Origin of the sequence: Pseudomonas sp. 2725 (genome assembly GCF_050434585.1) — a bacterium.
GTDB classification, from domain to species: Bacteria; Pseudomonadota; Gammaproteobacteria; order Pseudomonadales; family Pseudomonadaceae; genus Aquipseudomonas; species Aquipseudomonas jessenii.
On record NZ_JBNDIV010000012.1, the window covers coordinates 60,748 to 84,701 of the forward strand.

Genomic DNA, 23,954 nt, shown 5'->3' on the forward strand with positions numbered 1-23,954 from the left:
GAATTCACCTCGGTCTATCAGAACCCGACACTGGCCTGCACAAAGAACGTGCGCGGCGCACCGACGTACATACCCGAGTTGTTGTCGCTGGAACGGGTGAAGTACTGCTTGTCGAAGATGTTCTTCACCCCCGCCCCCAGTTTCAGGTTCGACACCTGCGGACCGAAATCATAGCCGGCACGTGCGTTCCAGAGTACGTAACCCGGGATATCACCGAACTGGCCATCAGCGGTGCCTTCAGTGATGTAGTCGCCGTTGAAGCTGCCATCGGCGTTCACGCCGGTGCCCGGCGAGCGCTGCTTGGACTGGGCGAACGCATCGAGGTTGTAAGTCCAGCGGTTGACGTCGTAACGCAGGCCGGCGGTGGCCACCTGGCGGGAGTAGAACGGCAGGTCACGGCCCTTGAAGCCCGGGATCTCACCTTCGTAGGTGGCGCGGGTGTAGGTGAAACCGGCGTTGGCGGTCAGGCCGTCCAGCATCGGGTTCAGCGCGGCCATGTCGTAGTGCACCGAGGCTTCGATACCCTGGTGCTTGGTCGCGCCGAGGTTGGTCCAGCCCACGTCATTGCTGATGTATTGCAGTTCGTCGTCGAAGTCGATGTAGAACAGCGTCACTTCACCGCCCCACACGTCATCGTTGTAGCGCGTACCGATTTCGTAGGTCTTGGCCTTTTCCGGCTCCAGGCCGTTGGCGGGCTCATTACCGATACCGCCCTGCCCCAGCTGGAAATACTGCAGCGCGCCGAACGAGGTTTCGTAGTTGGCGAACAACTTCCAGGCATCGGACATGTGATACATCACGCTCAGGGCCGGCAGCGGCTCATTGCTCTCGATGCTGCGTTTTTTCTCCGGCACCCGTTTACCGGCGTTATCGAGTACCGGGCGATCGTGCCAATCGGTGCTGATGTGCTCGAAGCGAATGCCTGGCGTGACAGTCCAGTTGCCAACGTCAATCTTGTTGTCGACGTAGACCGAATTGGCCTCGGTTCCACCGGTACGGTCCTGATAGACATGGCCGTCCGCCCCCGGACGCACGACCGGCTCATTGTTGACCAGCGCCACACGGCTGGCCTCTTCGTGCATGGCCTCTTTCAGGTAGCGATAACCGACGCTGACTTCCTGGGTGGTAGGGCCCACATCGAAGACGTGAGACACCCGTGGTTCGATACCGTAGGTGTAGTAGGTGCGCGGGTAGGAGTTGAGTGTCTTCAGGTCACGGGAGGCGATGTTGCTGCCACGGAAACTGTCGGTGTAGTAGGTCAGCACTTCGGCCTGGGTGCGATCGTCGATCTGCCGCACCCACTTGAACGACACATCCTTGCGGCGGCCGCTGAAGTTGTCGTGGTCGCGCACGGACTGGAACGGGTCGGCGTCGTACTGCGCCTGGGTCAGGCCGCCGGGCATGTCGGCCTTGGCGTCGTAGTAGTGGAAGTTGAGGCTGAAATCGTCGACATCGGTCGGCGCCCAATGGGTCTTGAGGATCACGTCGTCGATGTCGTTGCCGTTGTTGCTTTCACGGTAACCGTTGCCGTTCACGCCGGAATACAACAGCGCCACGCCCATGCCGTTGTCGGCGGTGCCGCCCATGAATGCCGTGTCGATGTGCTTCCAGCCACCGTGCTGTGAGGTTTCCAGGGTGGTGCCGATTTCCGCGGAGGCCTGTTCCGGGATCGCGCGGGTCACGAAGTTGATCACGCCGCCCACGTTTTGTGGTCCGTAGCGTACGGAACCGGCACCGCGTACCACGTCGATGCTGTCGAGGTTGCCGGAGGAAATCGGCGCCATGGACAGTTGCGGCTGACCGTAAGGAGCGAACGCCGCCGGGATGCCGTCGATCAGCACGGTGGAGCGAGGCGACAGGCGTGAAGTCAGGCCGCGCACGCCGACGTTGAGGGAAATGTCGCTGCCACCGGTACCGTTGGCGTCCTGTACCTGCACGCCCGGAACACGTTTGAGTACGTCGCCGACGTTCATCGCGCCCTGCTCGACCATGGCTTCGCGGCGGATCACGGTTCGTGCCCCGGGGTGGTTCTGCACCACGGCGGCATCGGCGTCGCCGAGCCAGTTACCGACGACCTTGATGTCAGTCACGCCCAGTTCCAGTGGACCGCTGGCCGCCGATGCTGGTGCCGGCATCAGCGTCACCGAACCTTCATCGATCTGGTATTGCAGGCCGCTGCCTTGCAGCAACTGGCGCAGCGCGTCTTCCGGGGAAAGGTTGCCATCCACCGCCGGAGCCTGCTTGCCGGCGACCAGTTCAGGGCTGAAGAACACCTGAAGCGAGGTTTGCTGGCCCAACTGACTCAGGGCCTGTCCCAAGGGTTGCGCCGGGATGCGGATGGCATCGGCGGCAAAGGCCTGGGGCAGCGCAACGTTGACCGCCAGCGCGAGGGCCAGCGGTAACCAGGGGAGTTTGTTGTTTTTAGCGGTGGAGTTTTTCACGTCGAACGTAATCCTGTGGATCGCAAGAGTGTGCGTTTGTTAATGCAAACCAGTTGCAGTTGAACAGGAAGACGATGAACTCGAAAAAAACCTGAATTTTATTTTGAAATTATTTCCTGACTGCCATCGCCAAGAGTGCGCACGGCCACGGGGAGGATGCTCGGCAAGGCCTTGAGCAGCGCATCGGTGTTGTCGGATTTGAACACGCTGGTCAGGCGCAGATCGCCCACCGCGGCACTGGCGACCTTGAGTGGCTTCTCGCGATAGCGCGAGACCTGCTCGGCGACATCGGCCAGGCTGGCATTGTTGAAAACCAGTTTGCCGTTGCGCCAGGCGGTCATTTCCGCCGGGTTGACGGCATAGGCGGCGGCAACTTTGCCCTGGGCATCGACGTGGGTGCCAAGGCCTGCCATCAGATTGATGAAGTCGTTATCGGCGGCGTCGCGACCTTGAACCTTGACGCTGCCCTGCTCCACCACCACCCGGGTTTCGCTGGCGCCATGACGTACGTCGAATCGGGTGCCGGTAACCGTGACCTTGCCGCTGCCCGCCGCGACCACGAAAGGCCGGCCAGTGTCATGCTCGACGCTGAACATCGCTTCGCCTTCGGTCAGCTCGACGTTGCGGCGATCCTTTTCAAAGCGCACCTGAATCCGGCTGCGGCTGTCCAGATCGACCACCGAGCCATCGGGCAACGCCACTTGGCGGCGCTCATTCAGGGCCGTTGAAAACTCGGCGGTATAAGGCGCCGGATGATTCAGGCCGCTGACCAAACCCAGGCCGAGCGCTACCGCCAACACGCTGGCGGCCACCGCGTAACGCAGCACGGGACGACGTTTTTTCAGGGTTGGCGGGGTTTCACACAGGGCCCGCAAGCGCGCCGCCGGCACCAGGTCGGCGGCGCTCCACAAGCCCTGGAGCACTTCGAATTCGTTGCGGTGCTGGGGGTGCTGCTCCAGCCAGAGTTGAAACTGACGCCGCACTTCGACATCGGCAACAGGCTCCTGCAAACGCACAAACCACTGCGCCGCGTCATCGCGAACCGCTGTTTGCCCGCACGCACAATCACGAGTATCCATCATGGAAGTTCCTGTTTGGCTGGGGAGGAGAAGGCGCGGCCGGTCATGACTGCAATCCGTCCAGGCGATCGCGCAGATGCCGAAGCGTGCGGATCATATACTTTTCCACCATGTTCTTGGACAGCCCCAGGCGTTCGGCGATTTCGGCCTGGGTCAGGCCCTCGATTTTCTGCCAGACAAACACCTTGCGGCAGTTGACCGGCAGCTCGGTGAGCGCCCGTTCGATGGAATCAGCCAGCTGGATCGCGTGCATGAAATGCTCCGGGTCGCCGGTCGGCGACTCACTGAGATCGATCGCCTCTGACTCCATGGCGCCCCGCCGGTCCTCACGCCGATAACCATCCACGGCAATGTTGCGCGCGGTCTGGTGCAAATACGCCCGGGGCTGCTGCACCACCGCCGAATCGGACTCAAGCACCCGCACGAAGGTATCGTGGGCCAGGTCCTCGGCCTGCTGACGGTTTCTCAGGCGACGGGTCCAGGTGCCAACCAACTCTTCGTAATGCTCGAAAAAGCCGTGTCTGCGGGGCAGCTTGAGGGTCATTGCGGTGTGCTGTGGAGACGGGGCGTGAATAGTAATGCTTCCTATTAACTTGAAGCAATGGTTTGCGTCCGCCACACAGGGCACTTTATCCCCTTGCCATTGTGCATTTCGTCAGGAAAGCTCAATTGCGGCACGGAACCAAAGAAATCTGGCAGGCATTCAAATGCAGCCATTGACTGGTTGTAACAAAGTGCAGAAATGCCCGTACCCGGCTTTCACCCAGGAACTCACACATGTTCAGCCCCAAAGCATCGCCCAAGAGAACACCGCTGGCCCGCCTCGCGCTGGCCATCACCCTGAGCACCCTCGGCCTGCCGTTCTGGGCGGGTAATGCCCAGGCCCACGGCGGTCACGCCGAAATGGTGCCGCTGCAAGCGGGTCTTGAGGAATTTGGCGCCACGGTGAAATGGGACGACTACGCCAATCTGTTCACCATCGCCAAGGACGGGGTCTACCTCAAGGTCAAGCCCGACAGCAAAGTGGCGATGCTCAACGGCAAGCGTATCGAGCTGACGGTGCCGGTGGTGTTCAAGGACCATACGGCGTTCATGTCCAAGGACTTTATCAACCAGGTGTTCCAGTCCGGGCTGGACAAGACCTTCGTCGTCGAGACCCGCCCCAACCCGCTCAACCCCCTGAGCGCGGCTGAAATCACCACGGCCGTGGATATCGTCAAAAAATCGGAAAACTACAAGCCTGGCTTCCGCTTCACCGAAGTCTCGGTCAAGGAGCCGCCGAAGGATCAGGTGTGGAACTTCGCTCTGACCGGGCAGAACGTCGCCCAGCCGCGTGAGGCCTCAATAGTGGTGCTCGACGGCAAGCACGTGATCGAAGCCCTGGTCGACCTCGACACGAAAGAACTCAAGTCCTGGAAGCCGATCGAAGGCGCCCACGGCATGGTGCTGCTGGACGATTTCACAACGGTGCAGACGGCTGTGGAAACCAGCCCGGAATACGCCCAGGCCCTGGCCAAGCGCGGCATCAACGATGTGAAAAAGGTCGTGGCCACGCCGCTGACTGTCGGTTTCTTCGACGGCAAGGACGGCCTGGCGCAGGACAAGCGCCTGCTGAAAATCGTCAGCTACCTCAACACCGGTGACGGCAACTACTGGGCGCACCCGATTGAAGGCCTGGTGGCGATTGTCGACCTGGAACAGAAAAAGCTGATCAAGATCGAAGACGAAGCGCTCATACCGGTGCCGATGAAACCAACGCCGTATGACGGTCGCGGACGCCAGGGCGTCGCAGTCAAACCGCTGGAAATCATCGAGCCCGAAGGCAAGAACTACACCATCAGCGGTAACAGCATTCACTGGCAGAACTGGGACTTCCATGTTCGCCTCGATTCGCGGGTCGGGCCGATCCTGTCCACCGTCACCTACGACGACAAGGGCAAGAAACGCAAGATCATGTACGAAGGCTCGCTGGGCGGCATGATCGTGCCTTACGGCGACCCGGACGTCGGCTGGTACTTCAAGGCCTACCTCGACTCCGGCGACTACGGCATGGGCACCCTGACCTCGCCGATTGCCCGTGGCAAAGACGCCCCGCAAAACGCCGTGCTGCTGGACGCCACCATCGCCGACTACACCGGCGCACCGACCGCAATCCCGCGCGCCATGGCGGTGTTCGAACGCTACGCCGGCCCCGAATACAAACACCAGGAAATGGGCCAGCCCAACCTCAGCACCGAGCGCCGTGAGCTGGTGGTGCGCTGGATCAGCACCGTGGGCAACTACGACTACATCTTCGACTGGGTCTTCCAGCAGAACGGCACCATCGGCATCGACGCCGGCGCCACCGGTATCGAAGCGGTCAAGGGCGTGAAATCGAAAACCATGCACGAAGACACCGCCAGGGAAGACACGCGCTACGGTACCCTGCTGGACCACAACATCGTCGGCACCACGCACCAGCACATCTACAACTTCCGTCTCGATATGGACGTGGACGGCGAGCAAAATTCGCTGGTGGAAGTGAACCCGGTGGTGCTGCCCAACGACCGTGGCGGGCCACGCACCAGCACCATGCAGACCGAAACCAAAGTGGTCACTACCGAACAGCAAGCGGCGCAGAAGTTCGACCCGTCGACCGTGCGCCTGCTGACCAACTTCAGCAAGGAAAACAAGGTCGGCAACCCGGTTTCCTATCAATTGATCCCGTACGCCGGCGGCACGCACCCGGTGGCCAAGGGTGCCAATTTCGGCAAGGACGAATGGCTCTACCACCGCCTGAGTTTCATGGACAAGCAGCTGTGGGTGACGCAATACAACCCGGAGGAAAAGTACCCGGAAGGCAAATACCCGAACCGCTCGGACAAGGACTCGGGCCTGGGGCAGTTCACCCAGGACAACCACTCCATCGAGAACACCGACGACGTGGTCTGGCTGACCACCGGCACCACCCACATCGCCCGTGCCGAAGAGTGGCCGATCATGCCGACCGAATGGGTGCATGTGCTGTTGAAGCCGTGGAATTTCTTCGATGAAACGCCGACCCTGAACCTCAACGCACCGAAGTAACCAGGTCGAACGCAATACCTGTGGGAGCGAGCTTGCTCGCGATGACGGAGTGTCAGTCGACTTAAATGTTAACGGACACACCGCAATCGCGAGCAAGCTCGCTCCCACAGGGTCAAGCGGTGTTCATGCAAACCATCATGCATGCCGCTTGCGATACTCCCCCGGCGCAATGCCGAAGCGCGACTTGAACGCTGTCGAGAAGTAACTCGAATCGGAAAACCCCCACGAATACCCCAGCACCGACAACTTCTCCTCCTTGCCCGATTGGCGCAGGGATTCAGCGCACAGGTCCAGGCGGCGGTTCTTGATGTAGCGCGCCACCACCAGCCCTTTCTTGGCAAACATCCGGTACAGGCCACGGGTGGACATGCCGACTTCCCGCGCCAGCCATTCCGGGCACAAGTCTTCGGAGCGAATGTTTTCGTCGATGCAGGTGAGCGTCTTGCGAAAGATCCGCTCATGGGCATCGGTGCAATCGTCGGCCTGGCTGATCGCCGGGCGCAACAGACTGACAATCGCCTCCAGGGTCGCTTCGCTTTCCTGCCGGGTCAGGTGCTGCTGGCGGGTGGCATCGAGGATCAGTCGGTGCGACAGCATCGCGATGGGCGAGGTTGCGGCAATCCGGTGGCCGCACTTGACCTGATTGAAGCGCAGGGTTTGCTCGACCAGTTGATATGGCAGGATCAGCGACAACTGCCGGGAGTTTTCGCCGTAGGTGAAGTCGCTGGGCCGCGAAGCATCGATCAGCGTGATGTCGCCGGGGGACAGCAAGACCTTGTCGTCGCCTTGGGCCATGCCCGCCGTGCCGTCGAGTTGGAACACCGCAAAATACTTGCCGCCCTCGCCCGCCGCGACTTCCTGGGGCGTACGGTACAAACGCGCCTGGCACACGTCGACGAAACTGAGTTTGAGCGCATCGCTCTGGTATTCGCGGATACGTCCGGCAAACTCGTTGCCCAGGGGTTGTGCGTTGAAGGCGCCACAGATCTGGTTGATCTGATGGATCCACTGGTCGAACCCATCATGGCGCTGTGCTGTTGTAGAAATCATGTCAGGCCTCACGCAGGCTTATTTTTATTGTCTACGTCAATCCACACGACATCGGATGCTTCGAGTCTCCTGAAGCGCACCACTCCCTGAACAATGACGTGCTATTTCAGTCCGCCAAAACGCCGATAGAAGCTTTCACCCACATCCGGCAACGGGCCGTCGGCCGTTTCCAGTGCGGCGTTCAGCCATTCTTCGGCCTTGGCGTAGATCAAACGGTAAATGTTGCGGCACAACTGGCGGGCGGCGCGGCCTTCCCAATCGCCGGGCAGCAACTCGTCCGGCAGTTGCGGGTCGCGCAGCAGCAGCTTGCGGTACTCGTGAATCAGCAGCACCCGCGCCAGGAAGCAGTCGGCCGGTTGCAGGTTTTCCTGCTCGCGCAGGGCTTGCCACAGCGGCCGGAACAGCTGGATGAACTCGCTGTAGTGCGCGGCCAGCTCCTCGATGTTCCAGCTCTCGCGCACCTGCAGACGCAGGGCCTTGGAGGCCAGTACGTCCTGGGCGGTGGTTTCGAAGACAATGGTGTCTTCCTGGACGCCGAGGTCGAGCAGGGTCGCATTGACGTCGGAGCGGTCGCTGCGCGGACAGGCCAACACCACCGGCGAAATCGCGCCGAAACCTTGCCACTCCAGTTCTTCACGCACCTGTTTGCGTTTGTCCTGGGTCAGCTGCGAGAGCATCACCAGACACCAGGAGCCATCCCAGGCCGGCATCGTGGTGCTGTAGACCCGCTTGAAGGCCTTGTCGAAACGCCGGCGACCGGTGCCGGTCAGGCTGTAGTAACTGCGGCGACCGACCTTCTCGGCGGTCAGCCAGCCTTCTTTGGTCAGGCGAAAAATCGAGGTGCGAATCAGCCGCTCGTTGATGCCGATGGGCTCGAGCAATTGAATCAAGCTGCCCAGCCAGACGGTGCCGCCATGGGGTTCGATGGCATCCCCGTACAAAGTGATGATCAAGGAACTGGCGCGGATCGGCGTCTGCTCCTGGAAGCGGGTAATCAGATGGTTCAAGGGAGTCAGGGACGACATGGGCGTTCCGTGTAAAAAAAGAAAAGGAATATACCGAAACTCTGCCTGTTAATCGCATCCCCTTGTAGGAGCGAGCTTGTGGCGAGGGGGCTTGCCCCCGTTCGGCTGCGCAGCAGTCGTCAACGTGTTCAAAATCGCGTCGGCCGATTTAAGGGGCGCTTCGCACCCCAACGGGGGCAAGCCCCCTCGCCACAGATTTACCCCCATGATTTCAGTGTTCACAAGGCGCTGCCCTTGGGCCGCAACCCCCTGTCGCTGATGCGCGGGCGATCAGCTTCCGGCTCGGCCAGCGGTTCGCAGACTTGCATCTGCGTGAGGCAACGCTTGGCCAATTCCTGATACTCACGTGTGCCCGCCTGCTTCCACGCCACTTCCTGATCGCTGAGGCTGCGCTTGACGCTGGCCGGTGCACCCATGACCAGCGACTGCTCCGGGCATTCGAAGCCGGCCTTGACGAATGCCGCCGCCGAAACGAATGAACGCGGACCGATCCGGGCGTTGTCCATCACCACCGCATTCATGCCCACCAGCGCATCGGCGCCAATCCGGCAACCGTGCAGCACCGCACCGTGGCCGATGTGGCCATTGCGCTCGACCACGGTGTCGCTGTCGGGGAAACCGTGCATCACGCAGGTGTCCTGCAGGTTGGCGCCCTCCTCCAGCACGATCCGCCCGAAATCACCGCGCAGGCTGGCCAGCGGGCCGACATAGCAATGGGGGCCGATGATCACGTCACCGATCAATACGGCGGACGGATGCACATAAGCGCTCGGATCAACCACCGGAGTCAGGCCATCAAGGCTGTAGCAGGTCATGGAAGCTTCCTTCACAAAGCGATGCAAATAATGACTCATCTTGTATCACATCACTTTTAACAGCACAAAGACTAAAAACCGTATCACTTGAAATACACCTTTCCGACGAATGTCAACGCACGTCTAAAATCACCATAAAACCCAATGTTTTCTGGGTAAAACCCGCCATCATAACCTCATCAGCCGGAGGCCATAAAATCGAAAACCCCACCAATAAGACACATTAAATCAATATTCGTATTGCATTTACGTATCACGTTATAGCTATACTTGGGCAAAACCGGCCCCTGCGGCCGATCCAATAACGAGCCGGCACCCCGCCGAGCGTGCACCGTGAGAGCATCCGCCATGCCTCTGACCCTTGCCGTCGAATTGATCGAGCCTGGCGTCCGCCTGATTACCCTGCAGCGCCCGCAAGCCCTGAACGCCCTGACCACCGAGTTGCTGGGCGAACTGGCCGCTGAACTGAACATCGCGCAAGCCGACCCCGACACCCGCGCCGTGGTGCTCACCGGCAGCCGCAAAGCCTTCGCCGCCGGTGCCGACATCAAGGAAATGGCCGAGCGCGATCTGGTCGGCATCCTCGACGACCCGCGCCAGGCCTCGTGGCAAGCCATTACTCGCTTCAGCAAACCGCTGATCGCCGCGGTCAACGGCTTTGCCCTCGGCGGTGGCTGCGAACTGGCGATGCACGCCGACATCATTATTGCCGGCGAAGACGCCCGCTTCGGCCAGCCGGAAATCAACCTCGGGATCATGCCCGGCGCCGGTGGTACCCAACGTCTGCTGCGCGCCGTCGGCAAATCCATGGCCATGCAAATGGTGCTGACGGGCGAGCCGATCGACGCCCGTCAGGCCCAGCGCGTCGGTCTGGTCAGCGAAGTGACCCAGCCGGAATTTACCGTCGATCGCGCCCTGCACATCGCTCGCAGCATTGCGGCCAAGGCGCCACTGGCGGTGCGCCTGGCCAAGGAGGCGCTGCTCAAGGCCATGGACACGGACCTGGCCAGCGGCCTGCGTTTCGAGCGTCACGCCTTCACCGTGCTGGCCGGCACCCGCGACCGCGACGAGGGCATTGCGGCCTTCCAGGAAAAGCGCAACCCGATTTTCACCGGGCAATAAAGCGGCCACTGACATCCGAATTCGAACGACTGCCAAGAGAACGCCAAGACCATGAACTTCGAACACATCCTGTTTTCCATCGACGCCGGCGTCGCCCTGCTCAGCCTCAATCGGCCGGACCAGCTCAACAGCTTCAACACCCAGATGCATGGCGAAGTGAAAGAAGCACTCAAGCAAGTGCGGCAGAACCCTGACGTGCGCGTATTGCTGCTGACCGGTGAAGGTCGCGGCTTCTGCGCCGGGCAGGACCTGAGCGACCGCAATGTCGCACCGGGCAGCGCCGTGCCGGATCTGGGCGAGTCCATCGAGAAGTTCTACAACCCGCTGATCCGCCAGTTGCGCGACCTGCCGCTGCCGGTGATCTGCGCGGTCAACGGCGTGGCCGCCGGCGCCGGCGCCAACATTCCGCTGGCCTGCGACCTGGTACTGGCGGCGCGTTCGGCCAGTTTCATCCAGGCGTTCTGCAAGATTGGTCTGATCCCTGATTCAGGCGGCACCTGGACCCTGCCGCGTCTTGTGGGCATGGCCCGGGCCAAGGCTTTGGCACTACTGGGCAACCGCCTTAGCGCCGAACAAGCCGAGCAATGGGGCTTGATATACCAGTGTGTGGACGACGCCGATTTGCGCGATGAAGCCCTGAAACTGGCCCGCCACCTGGCGACCCAGCCGACCTATGGCCTGGCACTGATCAAGCGCAGCCTCAACGCCAGCCTGAGCAACAGCTTCGACGAACAGCTTGAACTGGAAAAAGACCTGCAACGTCTGGCCGGGCGCAGCGAGGACTACCGCGAAGGCGTCGGCGCCTTCATGGAAAAACGCACCCCAAGCTTCAAGGGACGCTGAGCCATGACCGCATTGAACACATCTGCACGCATCGCCGTGATCGGCGCCGGGGCCATGGGTGCCGGTATCGCCCAGGTGGCGGCCCAGGCCGGCCATCCGGTCTTGCTGCTGGACAATCGTCCCGGCGCAGCCGCCCAAGCGATTGAAGGCATCGACCGACAACTGGGCAAGCGAGTCGAGAACGGCAAGCTGTCGGCCGAGTCGCGCAGCGCCACCGTTGCGCGCCTGCAAGCGGTGGAAACCATCGAAACCCTGGCCGACTGCGATCTGATCATCGAAGCCATCGTCGAGAACCTTGAGGTCAAACGCGCGCTGTTCCGCCAGCTCGAAGGCATCTGCGGCGAGCATTGCATCCTCGCCAGCAACACCTCGTCGCTGTCGATCACCAGCATCGCCGCGCAGCTTGATCATCCACAACGCTTGCTCGGCCTGCACTTCTTCAACCCGGCACCGGTGATGGCGCTGGTGGAAGTCGTCTGCGGCCTGGCCAGCGATCCGGCACTCGCCGAGTGCCTGTACGACACGGCCAAGGCCTGGGGCAAAAAACCGGTGCACACCCGCTCCACACCGGGCTTCATCGTCAACCGCGTGGCCCGGCCGTTCTATGCCGAAAGCCTGCGGATGCTGCAGGAAGGCGCGGCCGACTGCCCGACCCTGGATGCGTTGATGCGCGAGGCCGGCGGCTTTGCCATGGGCGCGTTCGAACTGACCGACTTGATCGGCCATGACGTCAACTACGCCGTGACCTGCTCGGTGTTCGACGCTTATTACCAGGACACACGCTTCCTGCCGTCACTGATCCAGAAAGAACTGGTGGATGGCGGGCGTCTGGGACGTAAAAGCGGACAGGGTTTCTACAGCTACGCCCAAGGCGCCGAACGTCCGCAAGCAGCTGAAATCAGCAGCAGCGCGAGCGTCGAGACTTGCATCGCCGAAGGTGACCTTGGCATCGCCCAGGGTTTGCTGGCGCGCTTGAGCGAGCAAGGTGTCGAAGTCATCCGGCGCGACGGCCGCGGATTGCTGCGAGTGGGTGACGCGGTGCTGGCCCTGAGCGATGGCCGCATGGCCTGCCAGCGTGCCCGGGAAGACGGGCTGCGCAACCTGATCCTGCTGGATCTGGCGTTCGATTACGGCAACGCCAAACGCATCGCTATCAGCCATGCGGCAGGCATTGATCCGCTGGCCCTCGAACAAGGCGTTGCCCTGCTGCAACGGGCCGGCCTCATGGTCAGCCTGCTCAGCGACAGCCCGGCCCTCGCCGTCCTGCGCACTGTAGCCATGCTCGCCAACGAAGCCGCCGACGCCCTGCTGCAAGGCGTGGCCTCGGCCGCCGACATCGATCTGGCCATGCGCGCCGGGGTCAATTATCCACAGGGGCCGCTGGCCTGGGCCGATGCCATTGGCCTTTCGCACATTCTTGAAACGCTGGAAAACCTGCAAGCCAGTTATGGCGAAGAACGCTACCGGCCGTCGCTGTTGCTGCGTCGCCGCGTCGCCGAAGGGAGAACATTCCATGACTAACCATGAAGCCATGACCCTGGCCAGTGAATGCGCGCAATCGCTGTTCCAGCGCGACGCCGCCAGCCAGGCCATGGGCATGCGCCTGCTCTCGGCCGGCCCCGGTTGCGCGCGAGTGGGCATGGCGGTGCGGGCCGACATGATCCAGGGTCACGGCACCTGCCACGGCGGCTACCTGTTCGCCCTCGCCGATTCGGCATTCGCCTTTGCCTGCAACAGTTACAACGAAGCCACCGTGGCCATCGGTTGCAGCATCGACTACATCGCCCCGGCGCGCCTGGGTGACACGCTGAACGCCGACTGCATCGAGCAGAGCCGTTCGGGTCGCACCGGCAACTACGACGTGCGCATCGAAAACCAGCAGGGCCAATTGATCGCCCTGTTCCATGGCAAATCCTACAAAGTGCGCGGCCCGGTGCTGACGCAGGAGAACCCGAATGAATGACGCCCTGATCATCGACGCAGTCCGGACCCCGATTGGCCGTTACGCCGGTGTCCTGAGCAGCGTGCGCGCCGACGACCTCGGCGCGGTGCCGCTGCGCGAACTGCTGCGCCGCCACCCGCAAGTGGACTGGAACACGGTTGACGACGTGATCTACGGCTGCGCCAACCAGGCCGGCGAAGACAACCGCAACGTCGCGCGCATGTCGGCACTGCTGGCCGGGTTGCCGGTCAGCGTGCCGGGCACCACCCTCAATCGCCTGTGCGGCTCCGGGCTCGATGCCATCGGCACCGCCGCCCGCGCCATTCGCAGTGGCGAAACCGGGCTGATGCTGGTCGGTGGCGTTGAATCCATGTCCCGCGCGCCACTGGTGATGGGCAAGGCCGAGCAGGCGTTTTCACGTGCAGCCGAAGTCTTCGACACCACTATCGGCTGGCGCTTCGTCAATTCGCTGATGAAAAAGACCTACGGCATCGATTCCATGCCGGAAACGGCAGAGAATGTCGCCGAACAGTTCAACATCTCCCGGGCCGACCAGGACGCCTTCGCCTTGCGCAGCCAGCAACGCGCTGCCGCTGCCCAGGCCAGCGGGCGTCTGGCCAGGGAAATCGTCGCGGTGGAAATTCCCCAGCGCAAAGGCCCGGCCAAGGTGGTCGAGCACGACGAGCACCCACGCGGCGACACTACCCTTGAGCAGCTTGCCAAACTCGGTACGCCGTTCCGCGAAGGCGGCAGCATCACCGCCGGCAACGCCTCCGGGGTCAACGACGGTGCCTGCGCGCTGTTGCTGGCCAGCCCGGAAATCGCCAAACGCCACGGCCTGACCGCCCGTGGCCGGGTCGTGGCCATGGCCACGGCTGGCGTTGAACCACGGATCATGGGCATCGGCCCGGTGCCAGCCACCCGCAAGGTGCTGGAGGTGGCCAACCTGAGCCTGGCCGACATGGACGTGATCGAGCTCAACGAAGCCTTCGCCGCACAGGGCCTGGCGGTGCTGCGCGAACTGGGCTTGAGCGACACCGATCCACGGGTCAACCCCAACGGCGGCGCCATCGCCCTAGGCCACCCGTTGGGCATGAGCGGCGCACGCCTGGTCACCACCGCCCTGCATGAGCTTGAAGAACGGAACGGCCGCTACGCCCTGTGCACCATGTGCATCGGTGTCGGCCAGGGGATCGCGCTGATCATCGAGCGTCTATCCCACTAAAGAATCGCGATTCCCAAGGAGCCGAGAGGTATCCTTGGGGCATGCACTCAAAGCCCTTGTGCAAAAGGGCTGGAACACAAAAACAATTCGAGTGAACACATGAACATGCCAATTGCCCAAGCCGTGCTGAACCCTGTGCTGGACCCGCTGGAAACCGCCAGCATCGACGAGCTGCGCCAGCATCAGCTGGAGCGCCTGCGCTGGAGCCTGAACCACGCCTACAACAACGTGCCGCTGTACCGTCAGCGCTTCGATGCGCTGGGCGTGCACCCCGACGACATCAAGTCCCTGGACGACCTGGCGAAATTCCCTTTCACCACCAAGTCCGACCTGCGGGACAACTACCCCTACGGCATGTTTGCCGTGCCGATGCACGACATCGTGCGCCTGCACGCGTCCAGCGGCACCACCGGCAAACCGACCGTGGTCGGCTACACCCAGAATGACATCGACACCTGGGCCAACGTGGTGGCCCGTTCGATCCGCGCCGCCGGTGGCCATCGTGGCGACAAGGTGCACATTTCCTATGGCTACGGCCTGTTCACCGGCGGCCTCGGCGCGCACTACGGCGCCGAACGCCTGGGCTGTACGGTGATCCCGATGTCCGGTGGCCAGACCGAAAAACAGGTGCAGCTGATCAAGGATTTCCAGCCGGACATCATCATGGTCACGCCGTCCTACATGCTCAACATCGCCGATGAAATCGAGCGCCAGGGCATCGACCCGCACAAACTGGCCCTGCGCCTGGGCATCTTCGGCGCCGAGCCGTGGACCGCCGAACTGCGCAGCGCCATCGAGGCACGTATGGGCATCACCGCCCTGGACATCTACGGCCTCTCGGAAATCATGGGCCCGGGCGTGGCCATGGAATGCGCCGAAACCAAGGACGGCCCGACCATCTGGGAAGACCACTTCTACCCGGAAATCATCGACCCGGTCACCGGCGAAGTGCTGCCGGACGGGCAGATGGGCGAACTGGTGTTCACCTCGCTCAGCAAAGAAGCCCTGCCGATGATCCGCTACCGCACCCGCGACCTGACGCGCCTGCTGCCGGGCACCGCGCGTCCCATGCGGCGCATCGACAAGATCACCGGGCGCAGCGATGACATGCTGATCATCCGTGGCGTTAACGTGTTTCCGACGCAGATCGAGGAGCAGGTTCTGAAAGTCAAACAACTTGCCGAGTGTTATGAGATTCATCTGTATCGCAATGGCAACCTGGACAGCGTTGATGTGCATGTCGAGCTCAAGGCTGAGCACCAGCACCTGGGCGATGAACAGCAGAAGGCTGTTTGTGGCGAGTTGAGCAAGCACATCAAGACGTATATCGGGATCAGCTCGCGGATCGTCTTGCAGCCGTTCCATTCGATCAAGCGATCCGAGGGCAAGGCTTGCCACGTGGTGGATAAACGTCCTAAAGCATGACTGCTGCACCCTTTATGGCCCCGCTTTTTGCGGGGCTTTTTTTTGGTTTTTTTTCATATCCATCGCTGCGGCAACGACCCTGTAGGAGCGAGCTTGCTCGCGATGGACGTCAACGATAACGCGTGCTGCCTGGATGCCCACGTTGCCTGGACGTTCTTCGCGAGCAAGCTCGCTCCTACAGCTGGACTACGGGCATCTGAAAGAAAATGGCCGGCTGTAAGGCCGCCATCGCGAGCAAGCTCGCTCCCACAGAAGAGCAAAGGCAGATCGGCGTACACAAACGCTCTTCACCACTCATCAGGCCGAGCGTTAGCTCGCCTGCAGCTCTTGATCTTGATCCACCCGCCCCTTCGGGAGGCTGAGTGGAGGTATTCATCCGGGGATTGGCGCGCAGCGCCGTTCGACGCAGTCGAACACATTGCATGTAGGTGCAGCGAAGCAAACCGGAGGGCAATGCCCCCGGATGAATGCCGGAGCGAAGGAACGCCGAGCCTTAGCGAGGGGCCGGACGCTCGGGGCGAGCCTTTTTTTGCTTACTTTTTTTTGGCGTTTGTAAAAAAAGTGAGTCGCCGTAAGGGCGAAACCGCCAGTGGCCGTTACCAAAGAAATGGATATGTACACCGACCTCCCCCCCATTCATCCCAAAGCGATACAAAAACAATTACGACACGTCATTTTGTGTTTGATATTAAATTCTGTATCGCTTATAAAGTTCTCCATGCCCCAGAACAGATTCAAGGCGGGAACTCAAAAATGTACGCACAGCTCGTAGAAACCGGCGTAAAGCGCATCAAAGACCTCTCGGAAATGTCCGAACAGGAACGCGCCTTCCAGGAAAAAATCGATTCAGAAATAAAGATCGAAGCCAAGAACTGGATGCCAGATGCCTACCGCCAGACCCTGATCCGGCAGATTTCCCAGCACGCCCACTCCGAAATCGTCGGCATGCTGCCCGAAGGCAACTGGGTCACCCGCGCGCCAAGCCTCAAACGCAAACTGCAACTGATGGCCAAGATCCAGGACGAAGCCGGTCACGGTCTGTACCTGTACAGCGCCATGGAAACCCTGGGCGCCGACCGCGATGAAGAAATCGCCAAGCTGCACAGTGGCAAGGCCAAGTACTCGAGCATCTTCAATTACCCGACACTGAACTGGGCCGACATGGGCGCGGTGGGCTGGCTGGTGGATGGTGCGGCGATCGTCAACCAGGTGGTGCTGCAGCGCACCTCCTACGGCCCGTATTCCCGGGCGATGATCCGCATCTGCAAGGAAGAGAGTTTCCACCAGCGCCAGGGCTACGAAATCCTCCTGACCATGATGCGCCACGGTAACCAGGCGCAAAAAGACATGGTCCAGGACGCGATCAACCGCCTGTGGTGGCCGTCGCTGATGATGTTTGGCCCAAGCGACGAACATTCGCCGAACAGCGCCCAGTCCATGGCCTGGAAAATCAAGCGCCAGAGCAACGACGAACTGCGCCAGCGCTTCATCGACCAGACCATCCCGCAGCTGGAGCTTTTGGGCTGCACCTGCCCCGACCCGGACCTGAAGTGGAACGCCGAACGCGGCCACTACGACTTCGGCGAAATCCAGTGGAACGAATTCTACGAAGTGCTCAAGGGCAACGGCCCGTGCAACCAGGAACGCGTCGCCACCCGCCGCAAGGCGATCGAAGACGGCGCCTGGGTTCGTGAAGCCGCCGTCGCCCACGCCCGCAAAAAACAAAACAAGAACGCCGCCTGATCCGGCCACCTGATGTGGAGTAACTGAAATGTCCGAGTGGACCCTCTTCGAAGTCTTCGTGCGCAGCAAGCACGGTCTGAACCACAAGCATGTCGGCAGCGTGCACGCCGCCGACACCACCATGGCCATCGAAAACGCGCGCGAGCTCTACACCCGTCGCAGCGAAGGCGTGAGCCTGTGGGTCGTGCCTTCGGCGTTGATCACCGCCTCGTCGCCGGATGAAAAAGACCCGCTGTTCGATCCGTCGGACGACAAGGTCTACCGCCACGCCAGCTTCTACGAGCTGCCGGCCGAAGTCGGGCACATGTGAGGTCGACCATGGATAACAAGACTGATCTGATCGAATACCTGCTGCGCCTCGGCGACAGCGCCCTGATCCAGGGCCAGCGCCTGTGCCAATGGTGTGGCAAGGCCCCGGCGCTGGAAGAAGAACTGGCGCTGATGAACGTCGGCCTCGACCTGGTGGGCCAGGCGCGCAACTGGCTGGAGTACGCCGCCGAACTGCTGGACGACGGCCGTGATGCCGATCACCTGGCGTTTCGTCGTGACGAGCGCGCCTATCGCAACCTGCTGCTGGTGGAACAACCCAACGGCGACTTCGCGATAACCATGCTCAAGCAGTTCCTCTATGACGCCTGGCATTTGCCGGTGCTGCAGGGCCTGAGCCAGTCCAGCGACGAGCGTATCGCCGGGATTGCCGCCAAAGCCGTGAAGGAAGCGACCTATCACCTGCGCCGCTCCGGCGAATGGATCGAGCGTATGGGCGACGGCACCGAGGAAAGCAATCGGCGCATGCTCGCCGCGATTCCAGAGGTCTGGCGCTTCACCGTTGAACTGATCGCCGCCGATGACAGCGAACAGCGTCTGTGCGCCGCCGGCATCACCCCGGACATCGCCAGCGTCGCCACCCAGTGGCAGACAAAGGTCGAGCAGATCTTCAGCAGCGCCACCCTGCCCGTCCCCGCGGCGCCGAGCTATTTCTACCTGAATGCACGCAAGGGCCTGCACACCGAACACTTAGGGATCCTGCTGGCCGAAATGCAGTGCCTGCCACGAGCGTACCCCGATGCAACCTGGTGAGCTGATCGCCAGCGACCTCGGCGCCCGGCCGGCTCAACCGACCGACCTGGCTGCCGCGTGGGCGATTCTGGCAGAGGTCATGGACCCGGAAGTGCCAGTGGTCAGCGTGGTCGACCTCGGCATCGTCCGCGATCTCGACTGGCAGGCCGGTCACCTTCACGTGGTGGTCACGCCGACCTACTCCGGTTGCCCGGCCACCGAAGTGATCGAAAGCGACATCCGCGAAGCCCTGGAACTCGCCGGATTCAAGGCGCCGCAATTGGAGCGCAAGTTGACCCCGGCCTGGACCACCGACTGGATCAGCGACAGCGGCCGCGAACGCCTGCGCGCCTACGGCATCGCGCCACCCGAGGGCAGCACCAGCAAGCGCAGCCTGCTCGGCGAGAACCCGCAGGTTGTGTGCCCGCAATGCGGCAGCGCCCACACCGAGGTCCTCAGCGAGTTCGGTTCCACCGCCTGCAAGGCCCTGTACCGCTGCGTCGATTGCCGGGAACCGTTCGACTATTTCAAGTGCATCTGAGCGGCGAATCGGCCGTCCCAGCTGGAGAACAACAATGAGCAAATTTCACAGCCTGACCATCAAGGACGTGCGCGCCGAGACCCGTGACGCGGTGTCCATCGCCTTCGAGATTCCGCAGGACCTGCAAGACAGCTTCCACTTCACCCAGGGCCAGCACCTGGTGATGCGTACGCAACTGGACGGCGAAGAAGTACGCCGCTCGTACTCGATTTGCACCGGGGTCAACGACGGTGAACTGCGTGTCGCCATCAAGCGTGTGGCCGGCGGTCGTTTCTCCGCGTTTGCCAACGAACAGCTGAAGGCCGGGCACAGCCTGGAAGTCATGCCGCCCGCCGGGCATTTCAGCGTCGAACTCGATCCGGCGCGCCATGGCAACTACCTGGCCGTGGCAGCAGGCAGCGGCATCACGCCGATCCTGTCGATCATCAAGACCACCCTGGAAACCGAGCCCCACAGCCGTGTGACCCTGCTGTATGGCAACCGCTCCAGCTCCGGCGCGCTGTTTCGCGAACAGCTTGAGGACTTGAAGAACCGTTACCTGCAACGCCTGAACCTGATCTTCGTGTTCAGCCGCGAGCAGCAGGATGTCGATCTGTACAACGGCCGGATCAACGCCGAGAAATGCGAGCAACTGTTCAGCCGCTGGCTCGACGTCAAGGCCCTCGACGCCGCGTTCATCTGCGGCCCGCAGGAAATGACCGAGACCGTGCGCGACAGCCTCAAGGCCAAGGGCATGCAACCCGAGAGCATCCATTTCGAACTGTTCGCCGCCGCCGGCAGCCAGCAGAAGCGTGAAGCCCGTGAGGCGGCACGCCAGGTGGATTCAGCGGTCAGCCAGATCACCGTCATAAGCGATGGCCGCGCCCTGGCGTTCGACCTGCAACGCAACAGCCAGAGCATCCTCGATGCGGGTAACGAGCAAGGTGCGGAACTGCCCTACTCGTGCAAGGCCGGTGTGTGCTCGACCTGCAAGTGCAAGGTCATCGAGGGCGAAGTGGAAATGGACAGCAACCACGCCCTGGAAGACTACGAAGTGGCCGCCGGCTACGTGCTGTCGTGCCAGGCCTTCCCGATCAGCGACAAGGTGGTGCTGGACTTCGATCAGCTCTGAAACCGCCTCACGCAAAACCCTGTGGGAGCGAGCTTGCTCGCGATAGCGGTGGGTCAGCCACCATCAATGCTGAATGTAATGGCCTCATCGCGAGCAAGCTCGCTCCCACAGGGGGCCGGTGATTCGGCACGAATACAACGTTTCACCCACAACAAAAAAAACAAAGGAGCGCGCGTCATGACACCCCAGGAAATAGAACTCATCCGCCAGCACCCGGATTTCATCCAGCTGGTTCGTCGCAAACAGAAGCTGTACTGGTCACTGAGCCTGGCCATGCTGGTGATCTATTACGGCTTCGTGCTGCTGGTGGCTTTCTCCCCTTCTACCCTCGGCCAATCCCTGAGCGGCGGCGTGACCACCGTGGGCATGCTGGTGGGTGTCGTCATCGTCGGGCTGGCCTTTGCGCTGACCGGTTTCTATGTCTATCGCGCCAACAACGTGATCGATCCGCTGAATGAAAAACTCAAGCAGGAGTGCGCCCGATGAACCGCCTTCTTGCACTGTTCCTGCTGCCGCTGGCGGCTGTCACTGATGTTGCGATGGCCGCCGACGGCGCATCCCGACCGTTGAACTGGAACGCCATCGGCATGTTCCTGGTGTTCGTGTTGTTCACCCTTGGTGTGACACGCTGGGCGGCACTGCGTACCCGCTCCACCAGCGATTTTTATACCGCTGGCGGCGGCATGACCGGGTTTCAGAACGGTCTGGCGATTGCCGGCGACATGATCTCGGCAGCCTCGTTCCTCGGCATCTCCGCGATGATGTTCCTCAATGGCTATGACGGCTTGCTCTACGCCCTGGGCGTGCTGGCCGGCTGGCCGATCATCCTGTTCCTGATTGCCGAGCGCCTGCGCAACCTGGGCAAATACACCTTTGCCGACGTGGTGTCCTATCGCCTGGAACAAACCCCGGTGCGCCTGACCTCGGCCTTCGGCACCCTGACCGTGGCCCTGATGTACCTGGTGGCGCAGATGGTCGGCGCCGGCAAGCTGATCGAACTGTTGTTCGGCATCGACTACCTCTACGCCGTCATGCTGGTCGGCGTGTTGATGGTGTTCTACGTGACCTTCGGCGGCATGCTCGCCACCACCTGGGTGCAGATCATCAAGGCGGTGATGCTGTTGTTCGGCACCAGCTTCATGGCGTTCATGGTGCTCAAGCACTTCGGCTTCAGCACTGAGGCGATGTTTGCCGGTGCCACCGCCGTGCACGCCAAGGGCAACGCAATCATGGCCCCCGGCGGCTTGCTGTCCAACCCGATCGATGCAATTTCCCTGGGGCTGGGCATGATGTTCGGCACCGCCGGCCTGCCGCACATCCTGATGCGTTTCTTCACCGTCAGCGATGCCAAGGAAGCGCGTAAAAGCGTGTTCTACGCCACCGGTTTCATCGGCTACTTCTACTTGTTGCTGATCATCGTCGGCTTCGGCGCCATCGTCATGGTCGGCACCGATCCGGCGTTCCGTGACGCCAGCGGCGCGATCATCGGCGGCGGCAACATGGTCGCCGTGCACCTGGCTCAGGCCGTGGGCGGCAACCTGTTCCTCGGTTTCATCTCGGCGGTCGCCTTCGCCACCATCCTGGCGGTGGTTGCCGGGCTGGCGCTGTCCGGCGCCTCGGCGGTTTCCCATGACCTGTATGCCTGCGTGATGCGCAAAGGCCAGGCCAGCGAGCAACAGGAAATGCGCGTGTCGCGAATCGCCACCCTGTGCATCGGTGTGCTGGCGATCGTCCTCGGCCTGCTGTTCGAGTCGCAGAACATTGCCTTCCTCTCCGGTCTGGTGCTGGCCATCGCCGCATCGGTGAATTTCCCGGTGCTGTTCCTTTCTATGTACTGGAAAGGCCTGACCACCCGCGGCGCCGTCCTCGGCAGTCTGTCCGGACTGGTCTCGGCGATTGTGTTGCTGGTGCTGAGCCCGGCGGTGTGGGTCAACGTGATGCATCACGACAAGGCGCTGTTCCCGTACTCCAACCCGGCCCTGTTTTCCATGAGCCTGGCGTTCTTTAGTGCATGGCTGTTTTCCGTCACCGACACCTCGCCCCGTGCAGCCCTTGAGCGTGGCCGTTATCTGGCGCAGTTCATCCGCTCGATGACCGGCATCGGTGCCACTGGCGCCAGCAAACACTAAACGACGACCGATCAGTTGGCAGGGAATAAAAATAATGAAACCCGCACGTACCACGTCTTGTGAATCAATGTTTTCACTGGCCGCCGCATTGAGTCTGCCCATGATCGCCCCCAGCGCCATGGCCGACTTCATCGGCGACAGCAAGGCCCGCATTGATATGCGCAACCACTACATCAATCGCGATTTCCGTCAGGACAACGCGCCGCAATCCAAAGCCGAAGAATGGGCCCAGGGATTCACTGCGCGCATCGAGTCCGGATTCACCGACGGCACCTTCGGTTTCGGTCTCGACGCGCTGGGGGAGCTGGGGATCAAGCTCGACTCCAGTCCCGACCGCCGTGGCACCGGGCTGCTGCCGTTTGGCCCGCAGAGCCATGAGCCCGACGACGAGTACAGTGAGCTGGGCCTGACCGGCAAATTGAAAGTATCCAAAAGCGTGTTGAAACTCGGCACCCTGCAACCCTTGTTGCCAGTGGCCACCTACAACGACACACGCCTGCTTGGTTCGACATTTGAAGGTGGCTTGCTGACCAGCCAGGAAATCGACGGCCTGACGGTGAATGCCGGACGCCTGACCAAGGCCAACCTGCGTGACTCCTCCAGCAACGATGACATCGGCTACGCCGCCGCCACCAGCGATCACTTAGACTTCGGCGGCGGCACCTACGCGTTCAGCCCGCAACTGAATGTGAGCTACTACTACAGCAAGCTCGACCAGATTTATCGCCAGCAATTCGCCGGACTGGTGCATACGCAACCGTTGGGCAACGGCTTCAACCTGCGCAGCGACCTGCGTTATTTCGACAGCCGGGGCGACGGCGCCGAGCGGGCCGGGCGCATCGACAACCGCAACTTCAACAGCATGTTCACGGTGTCCCACGGCGCCCACAAGGTCAGTGCCGCCTACCAGCAATTGTCCGGCGACAGCGCCTTTCCGTTCCTCAACGGCGGCGATCCGTACGTGGTCAACCTGGTGACGTTCAACACCTTCACCCGCGCCGACGAGGACTCCTGGCAACTGCGTTACGACTATGACTTCGCGGCCCAAGGCATTCCCGGCCTGACCTTCATGACCCGCTACACCGACGGTCGCCACGTCAAGGCAGGCACCGTCGACAACGGTCGCGAATGGGAGCGCGACACCGATATCAGCTACGTCGTCCAGAGCGGTGTGTTCAAGAACGTCAGCCTGCGCTGGCGCAACGTGACCTTCCGTTCCGGCAATGGCCTGACTACCGCCCTCGATGAGAACCGGCTGATCGTCGGTTACACCCTGGCGCTTTGGTAATTCCGAAAGGCGCGGTCGCCACCGCGCCACAACCCTTCATAACCAGGAGC

Annotated in this window: 21 protein-coding genes; 15 read left to right on the forward strand and 6 right to left on the reverse strand. The window is 61.7% G+C overall.

The genetic code is table 11. The annotated features are described in order from the left end of the window. Positions 1-17 precede the first annotated feature (17 nt). The 3 genes from ABIE16_RS27165 to ABIE16_RS27175 all read right to left on the reverse strand — a co-directional run bounded on the left by ABIE16_RS27165 (position 18) and on the right by ABIE16_RS27175 (position 4,064). Positions 18-2,441, reverse strand: a complete 2,424-nt coding sequence (locus tag ABIE16_RS27165) for a TonB-dependent siderophore receptor (protein WP_154863640.1) — start codon at positions 2,439-2,441, stop codon at positions 18-20. Positions 2,442-2,539: 98 nt separating this feature from the next. Further along, positions 2,540-3,523 carry a FecR family protein gene (locus tag ABIE16_RS27170; protein WP_429522297.1) on the reverse strand — a complete coding sequence of 328 codons (984 nt, stop codon included), beginning with the start codon at positions 3,521-3,523 and terminating at the stop codon, positions 2,540-2,542. 40 nt (positions 3,524-3,563) lie between these two features. Continuing rightward, complete coding sequence (locus tag ABIE16_RS27175) at positions 3,564-4,064, reverse strand: sigma-70 family RNA polymerase sigma factor (protein ID WP_057713991.1); 501 nt, start codon at positions 4,062-4,064, stop codon at positions 3,564-3,566. 233 nt (positions 4,065-4,297) lie between these two features. Between ABIE16_RS27175 and tynA the strand changes: the two genes are divergently transcribed. Next, positions 4,298-6,586 carry a primary-amine oxidase gene (tynA, locus tag ABIE16_RS27180; RefSeq protein WP_429522298.1) on the forward strand — a complete coding sequence of 763 codons (2,289 nt, stop codon included), beginning with the start codon at positions 4,298-4,300 and terminating at the stop codon, positions 6,584-6,586. Positions 6,587-6,721: 135 nt separating this feature from the next. Here tynA and feaR read toward each other — a convergent pair whose 3' ends face one another. The 3 genes from feaR to paaY form a co-directional block, all read right to left on the reverse strand. Next, positions 6,722-7,636 (reverse strand): transcriptional regulator FeaR, encoded by a 915-nt coding sequence (gene feaR, locus ABIE16_RS27185; RefSeq protein WP_429522299.1) that lies wholly within the window; start codon positions 7,634-7,636, stop codon positions 6,722-6,724. A gap of 101 nt (positions 7,637-7,737) precedes the next feature. Beyond that, complete coding sequence (gene paaX / locus ABIE16_RS27190) at positions 7,738-8,661, reverse strand: phenylacetic acid degradation operon negative regulatory protein PaaX (RefSeq protein ID WP_008003007.1); 924 nt, start codon at positions 8,659-8,661, stop codon at positions 7,738-7,740. Between the two features lie 218 nt (positions 8,662-8,879). After that, positions 8,880-9,476: a phenylacetic acid degradation protein PaaY gene (gene paaY / locus ABIE16_RS27195; protein WP_429522300.1), complete on the reverse strand. Its 597-nt coding sequence runs from the start codon at positions 9,474-9,476 to the stop codon at positions 8,880-8,882. A 348-nt stretch (positions 9,477-9,824) separates the two neighbouring features. Between paaY and paaF the strand changes: the two genes are divergently transcribed. The 14 genes from paaF to ABIE16_RS27265 all read left to right on the forward strand — a co-directional run bounded on the left by paaF (position 9,825) and on the right by ABIE16_RS27265 (position 23,904). Continuing rightward, positions 9,825-10,598, forward strand: a complete 774-nt coding sequence (paaF, locus tag ABIE16_RS27200; RefSeq protein ID WP_429522301.1) for a 2,3-dehydroadipyl-CoA hydratase PaaF — start codon at positions 9,825-9,827, stop codon at positions 10,596-10,598. 51 nt (positions 10,599-10,649) lie between these two features. After that, positions 10,650-11,441 carry a 2-(1,2-epoxy-1,2-dihydrophenyl)acetyl-CoA isomerase PaaG gene (gene paaG, locus ABIE16_RS27205; RefSeq protein WP_429522302.1) on the forward strand — a complete coding sequence of 264 codons (792 nt, stop codon included), beginning with the start codon at positions 10,650-10,652 and terminating at the stop codon, positions 11,439-11,441. A 3-nt stretch (positions 11,442-11,444) separates the two neighbouring features. Next, positions 11,445-12,962 (forward strand): 3-hydroxyacyl-CoA dehydrogenase PaaH, encoded by a 1,518-nt coding sequence (paaH, locus tag ABIE16_RS27210; RefSeq protein ID WP_429522303.1) that lies wholly within the window; start codon positions 11,445-11,447, stop codon positions 12,960-12,962. After that, positions 12,955-13,404, forward strand: coding sequence for a hydroxyphenylacetyl-CoA thioesterase PaaI (paaI, locus tag ABIE16_RS27215; protein WP_057713984.1), 450 nt, complete (start codon positions 12,955-12,957; stop codon positions 13,402-13,404). The genes paaH and paaI overlap by 8 nt, the downstream gene beginning before the upstream one ends. Beyond that, complete coding sequence (pcaF, locus tag ABIE16_RS27220) at positions 13,397-14,608, forward strand: 3-oxoadipyl-CoA thiolase (protein WP_429522304.1); 1,212 nt, start codon at positions 13,397-13,399, stop codon at positions 14,606-14,608. Before paaI ends, pcaF begins: the two co-directional genes overlap by 8 nt. A gap of 99 nt (positions 14,609-14,707) precedes the next feature. Further along, positions 14,708-16,033, forward strand: coding sequence for a phenylacetate--CoA ligase PaaK (gene paaK, locus ABIE16_RS27225; protein ID WP_429522305.1), 1,326 nt, complete (start codon positions 14,708-14,710; stop codon positions 16,031-16,033). A 753-nt stretch (positions 16,034-16,786) separates the two neighbouring features. Then, positions 16,787-17,776, forward strand: a complete 990-nt coding sequence (paaA, locus tag ABIE16_RS27230; protein WP_057713980.1) for a 1,2-phenylacetyl-CoA epoxidase subunit PaaA — start codon at positions 16,787-16,789, stop codon at positions 17,774-17,776. A gap of 28 nt (positions 17,777-17,804) precedes the next feature. Continuing rightward, complete coding sequence (paaB, locus tag ABIE16_RS27235) at positions 17,805-18,086, forward strand: 1,2-phenylacetyl-CoA epoxidase subunit PaaB (protein WP_007943393.1); 282 nt, start codon at positions 17,805-17,807, stop codon at positions 18,084-18,086. A gap of 8 nt (positions 18,087-18,094) precedes the next feature. Next, positions 18,095-18,856 (forward strand): 1,2-phenylacetyl-CoA epoxidase subunit PaaC, encoded by a 762-nt coding sequence (gene paaC / locus ABIE16_RS27240; RefSeq protein ID WP_429522306.1) that lies wholly within the window; start codon positions 18,095-18,097, stop codon positions 18,854-18,856. Further along, complete coding sequence (gene paaD / locus ABIE16_RS27245; RefSeq protein WP_057713978.1) at positions 18,843-19,376, forward strand: 1,2-phenylacetyl-CoA epoxidase subunit PaaD; 534 nt, start codon at positions 18,843-18,845, stop codon at positions 19,374-19,376. Before paaC ends, paaD begins: the two co-directional genes overlap by 14 nt. 34 nt (positions 19,377-19,410) lie before the next feature. Then, complete coding sequence (gene paaE, locus ABIE16_RS27250) at positions 19,411-20,487, forward strand: 1,2-phenylacetyl-CoA epoxidase subunit PaaE (RefSeq protein ID WP_429522307.1); 1,077 nt, start codon at positions 19,411-19,413, stop codon at positions 20,485-20,487. Between the two features lie 177 nt (positions 20,488-20,664). Next, entirely contained in the window at positions 20,665-20,973 is a 309-nt protein-coding gene (locus ABIE16_RS27255) for a DUF485 domain-containing protein (RefSeq protein ID WP_007978006.1), read from the forward strand. After that, a complete protein-coding gene (locus tag ABIE16_RS27260) occupies positions 20,970-22,616 on the forward strand; it encodes a cation acetate symporter (RefSeq protein WP_429522308.1) in 1,647 nt (548 codons plus the stop codon). The genes ABIE16_RS27255 and ABIE16_RS27260 overlap by 4 nt, the downstream gene beginning before the upstream one ends. 34 nt (positions 22,617-22,650) lie before the next feature. Then, entirely contained in the window at positions 22,651-23,904 is a 1,254-nt protein-coding gene (locus tag ABIE16_RS27265) for an OprD family porin (protein WP_429522309.1), read from the forward strand. The last annotated feature ends 50 nt before the right edge of the window (positions 23,905-23,954 follow it).

Excerpts from the sequence above, each read along its gene's own strand:
- ABIE16_RS27170 (WP_429522297.1), bottom strand. The coding sequence starts at position 3,523 with ATGATGGATACTCGTGATTGTGCGTGCGGGCAAACAGCGGTTCGCGAT.
- ABIE16_RS27175 (WP_057713991.1), bottom strand. The coding sequence starts at position 4,064 with ATGACCCTCAAGCTGCCCCGCAGACACGGCTTTTTCGAGCATTACGAA.
- tynA (WP_429522298.1), top strand. The coding sequence starts at position 4,298 with ATGTTCAGCCCCAAAGCATCGCCCAAGAGAACACCGCTGGCCCGCCTC.
- feaR (WP_429522299.1), bottom strand. The coding sequence starts at position 7,636 with ATGATTTCTACAACAGCACAGCGCCATGATGGGTTCGACCAGTGGATC.
- paaX (WP_008003007.1), bottom strand. The coding sequence starts at position 8,661 with ATGTCGTCCCTGACTCCCTTGAACCATCTGATTACCCGCTTCCAGGAG.
- paaY (WP_429522300.1), bottom strand. The coding sequence starts at position 9,476 with ATGACCTGCTACAGCCTTGATGGCCTGACTCCGGTGGTTGATCCGAGC.
- paaF (WP_429522301.1), top strand. The coding sequence starts at position 9,825 with ATGCCTCTGACCCTTGCCGTCGAATTGATCGAGCCTGGCGTCCGCCTG.
- paaG (WP_429522302.1), top strand. The coding sequence starts at position 10,650 with ATGAACTTCGAACACATCCTGTTTTCCATCGACGCCGGCGTCGCCCTG.
- paaH (WP_429522303.1), top strand. The coding sequence starts at position 11,445 with ATGACCGCATTGAACACATCTGCACGCATCGCCGTGATCGGCGCCGGG.
- paaI (WP_057713984.1), top strand. The coding sequence starts at position 12,955 with ATGACTAACCATGAAGCCATGACCCTGGCCAGTGAATGCGCGCAATCG.
- pcaF (WP_429522304.1), top strand. The coding sequence starts at position 13,397 with ATGAATGACGCCCTGATCATCGACGCAGTCCGGACCCCGATTGGCCGT.
- paaK (WP_429522305.1), top strand. The coding sequence starts at position 14,708 with ATGAACATGCCAATTGCCCAAGCCGTGCTGAACCCTGTGCTGGACCCG.
- paaA (WP_057713980.1), top strand. The coding sequence starts at position 16,787 with ATGTACGCACAGCTCGTAGAAACCGGCGTAAAGCGCATCAAAGACCTC.
- paaB (WP_007943393.1), top strand. The coding sequence starts at position 17,805 with ATGTCCGAGTGGACCCTCTTCGAAGTCTTCGTGCGCAGCAAGCACGGT.
- paaC (WP_429522306.1), top strand. The coding sequence starts at position 18,095 with ATGGATAACAAGACTGATCTGATCGAATACCTGCTGCGCCTCGGCGAC.
- paaD (WP_057713978.1), top strand. The coding sequence starts at position 18,843 with ATGCAACCTGGTGAGCTGATCGCCAGCGACCTCGGCGCCCGGCCGGCT.
- paaE (WP_429522307.1), top strand. The coding sequence starts at position 19,411 with ATGAGCAAATTTCACAGCCTGACCATCAAGGACGTGCGCGCCGAGACC.
- ABIE16_RS27255 (WP_007978006.1), top strand. The coding sequence starts at position 20,665 with ATGACACCCCAGGAAATAGAACTCATCCGCCAGCACCCGGATTTCATC.
- ABIE16_RS27260 (WP_429522308.1), top strand. The coding sequence starts at position 20,970 with ATGAACCGCCTTCTTGCACTGTTCCTGCTGCCGCTGGCGGCTGTCACT.
- ABIE16_RS27265 (WP_429522309.1), top strand. The coding sequence starts at position 22,651 with ATGAAACCCGCACGTACCACGTCTTGTGAATCAATGTTTTCACTGGCC.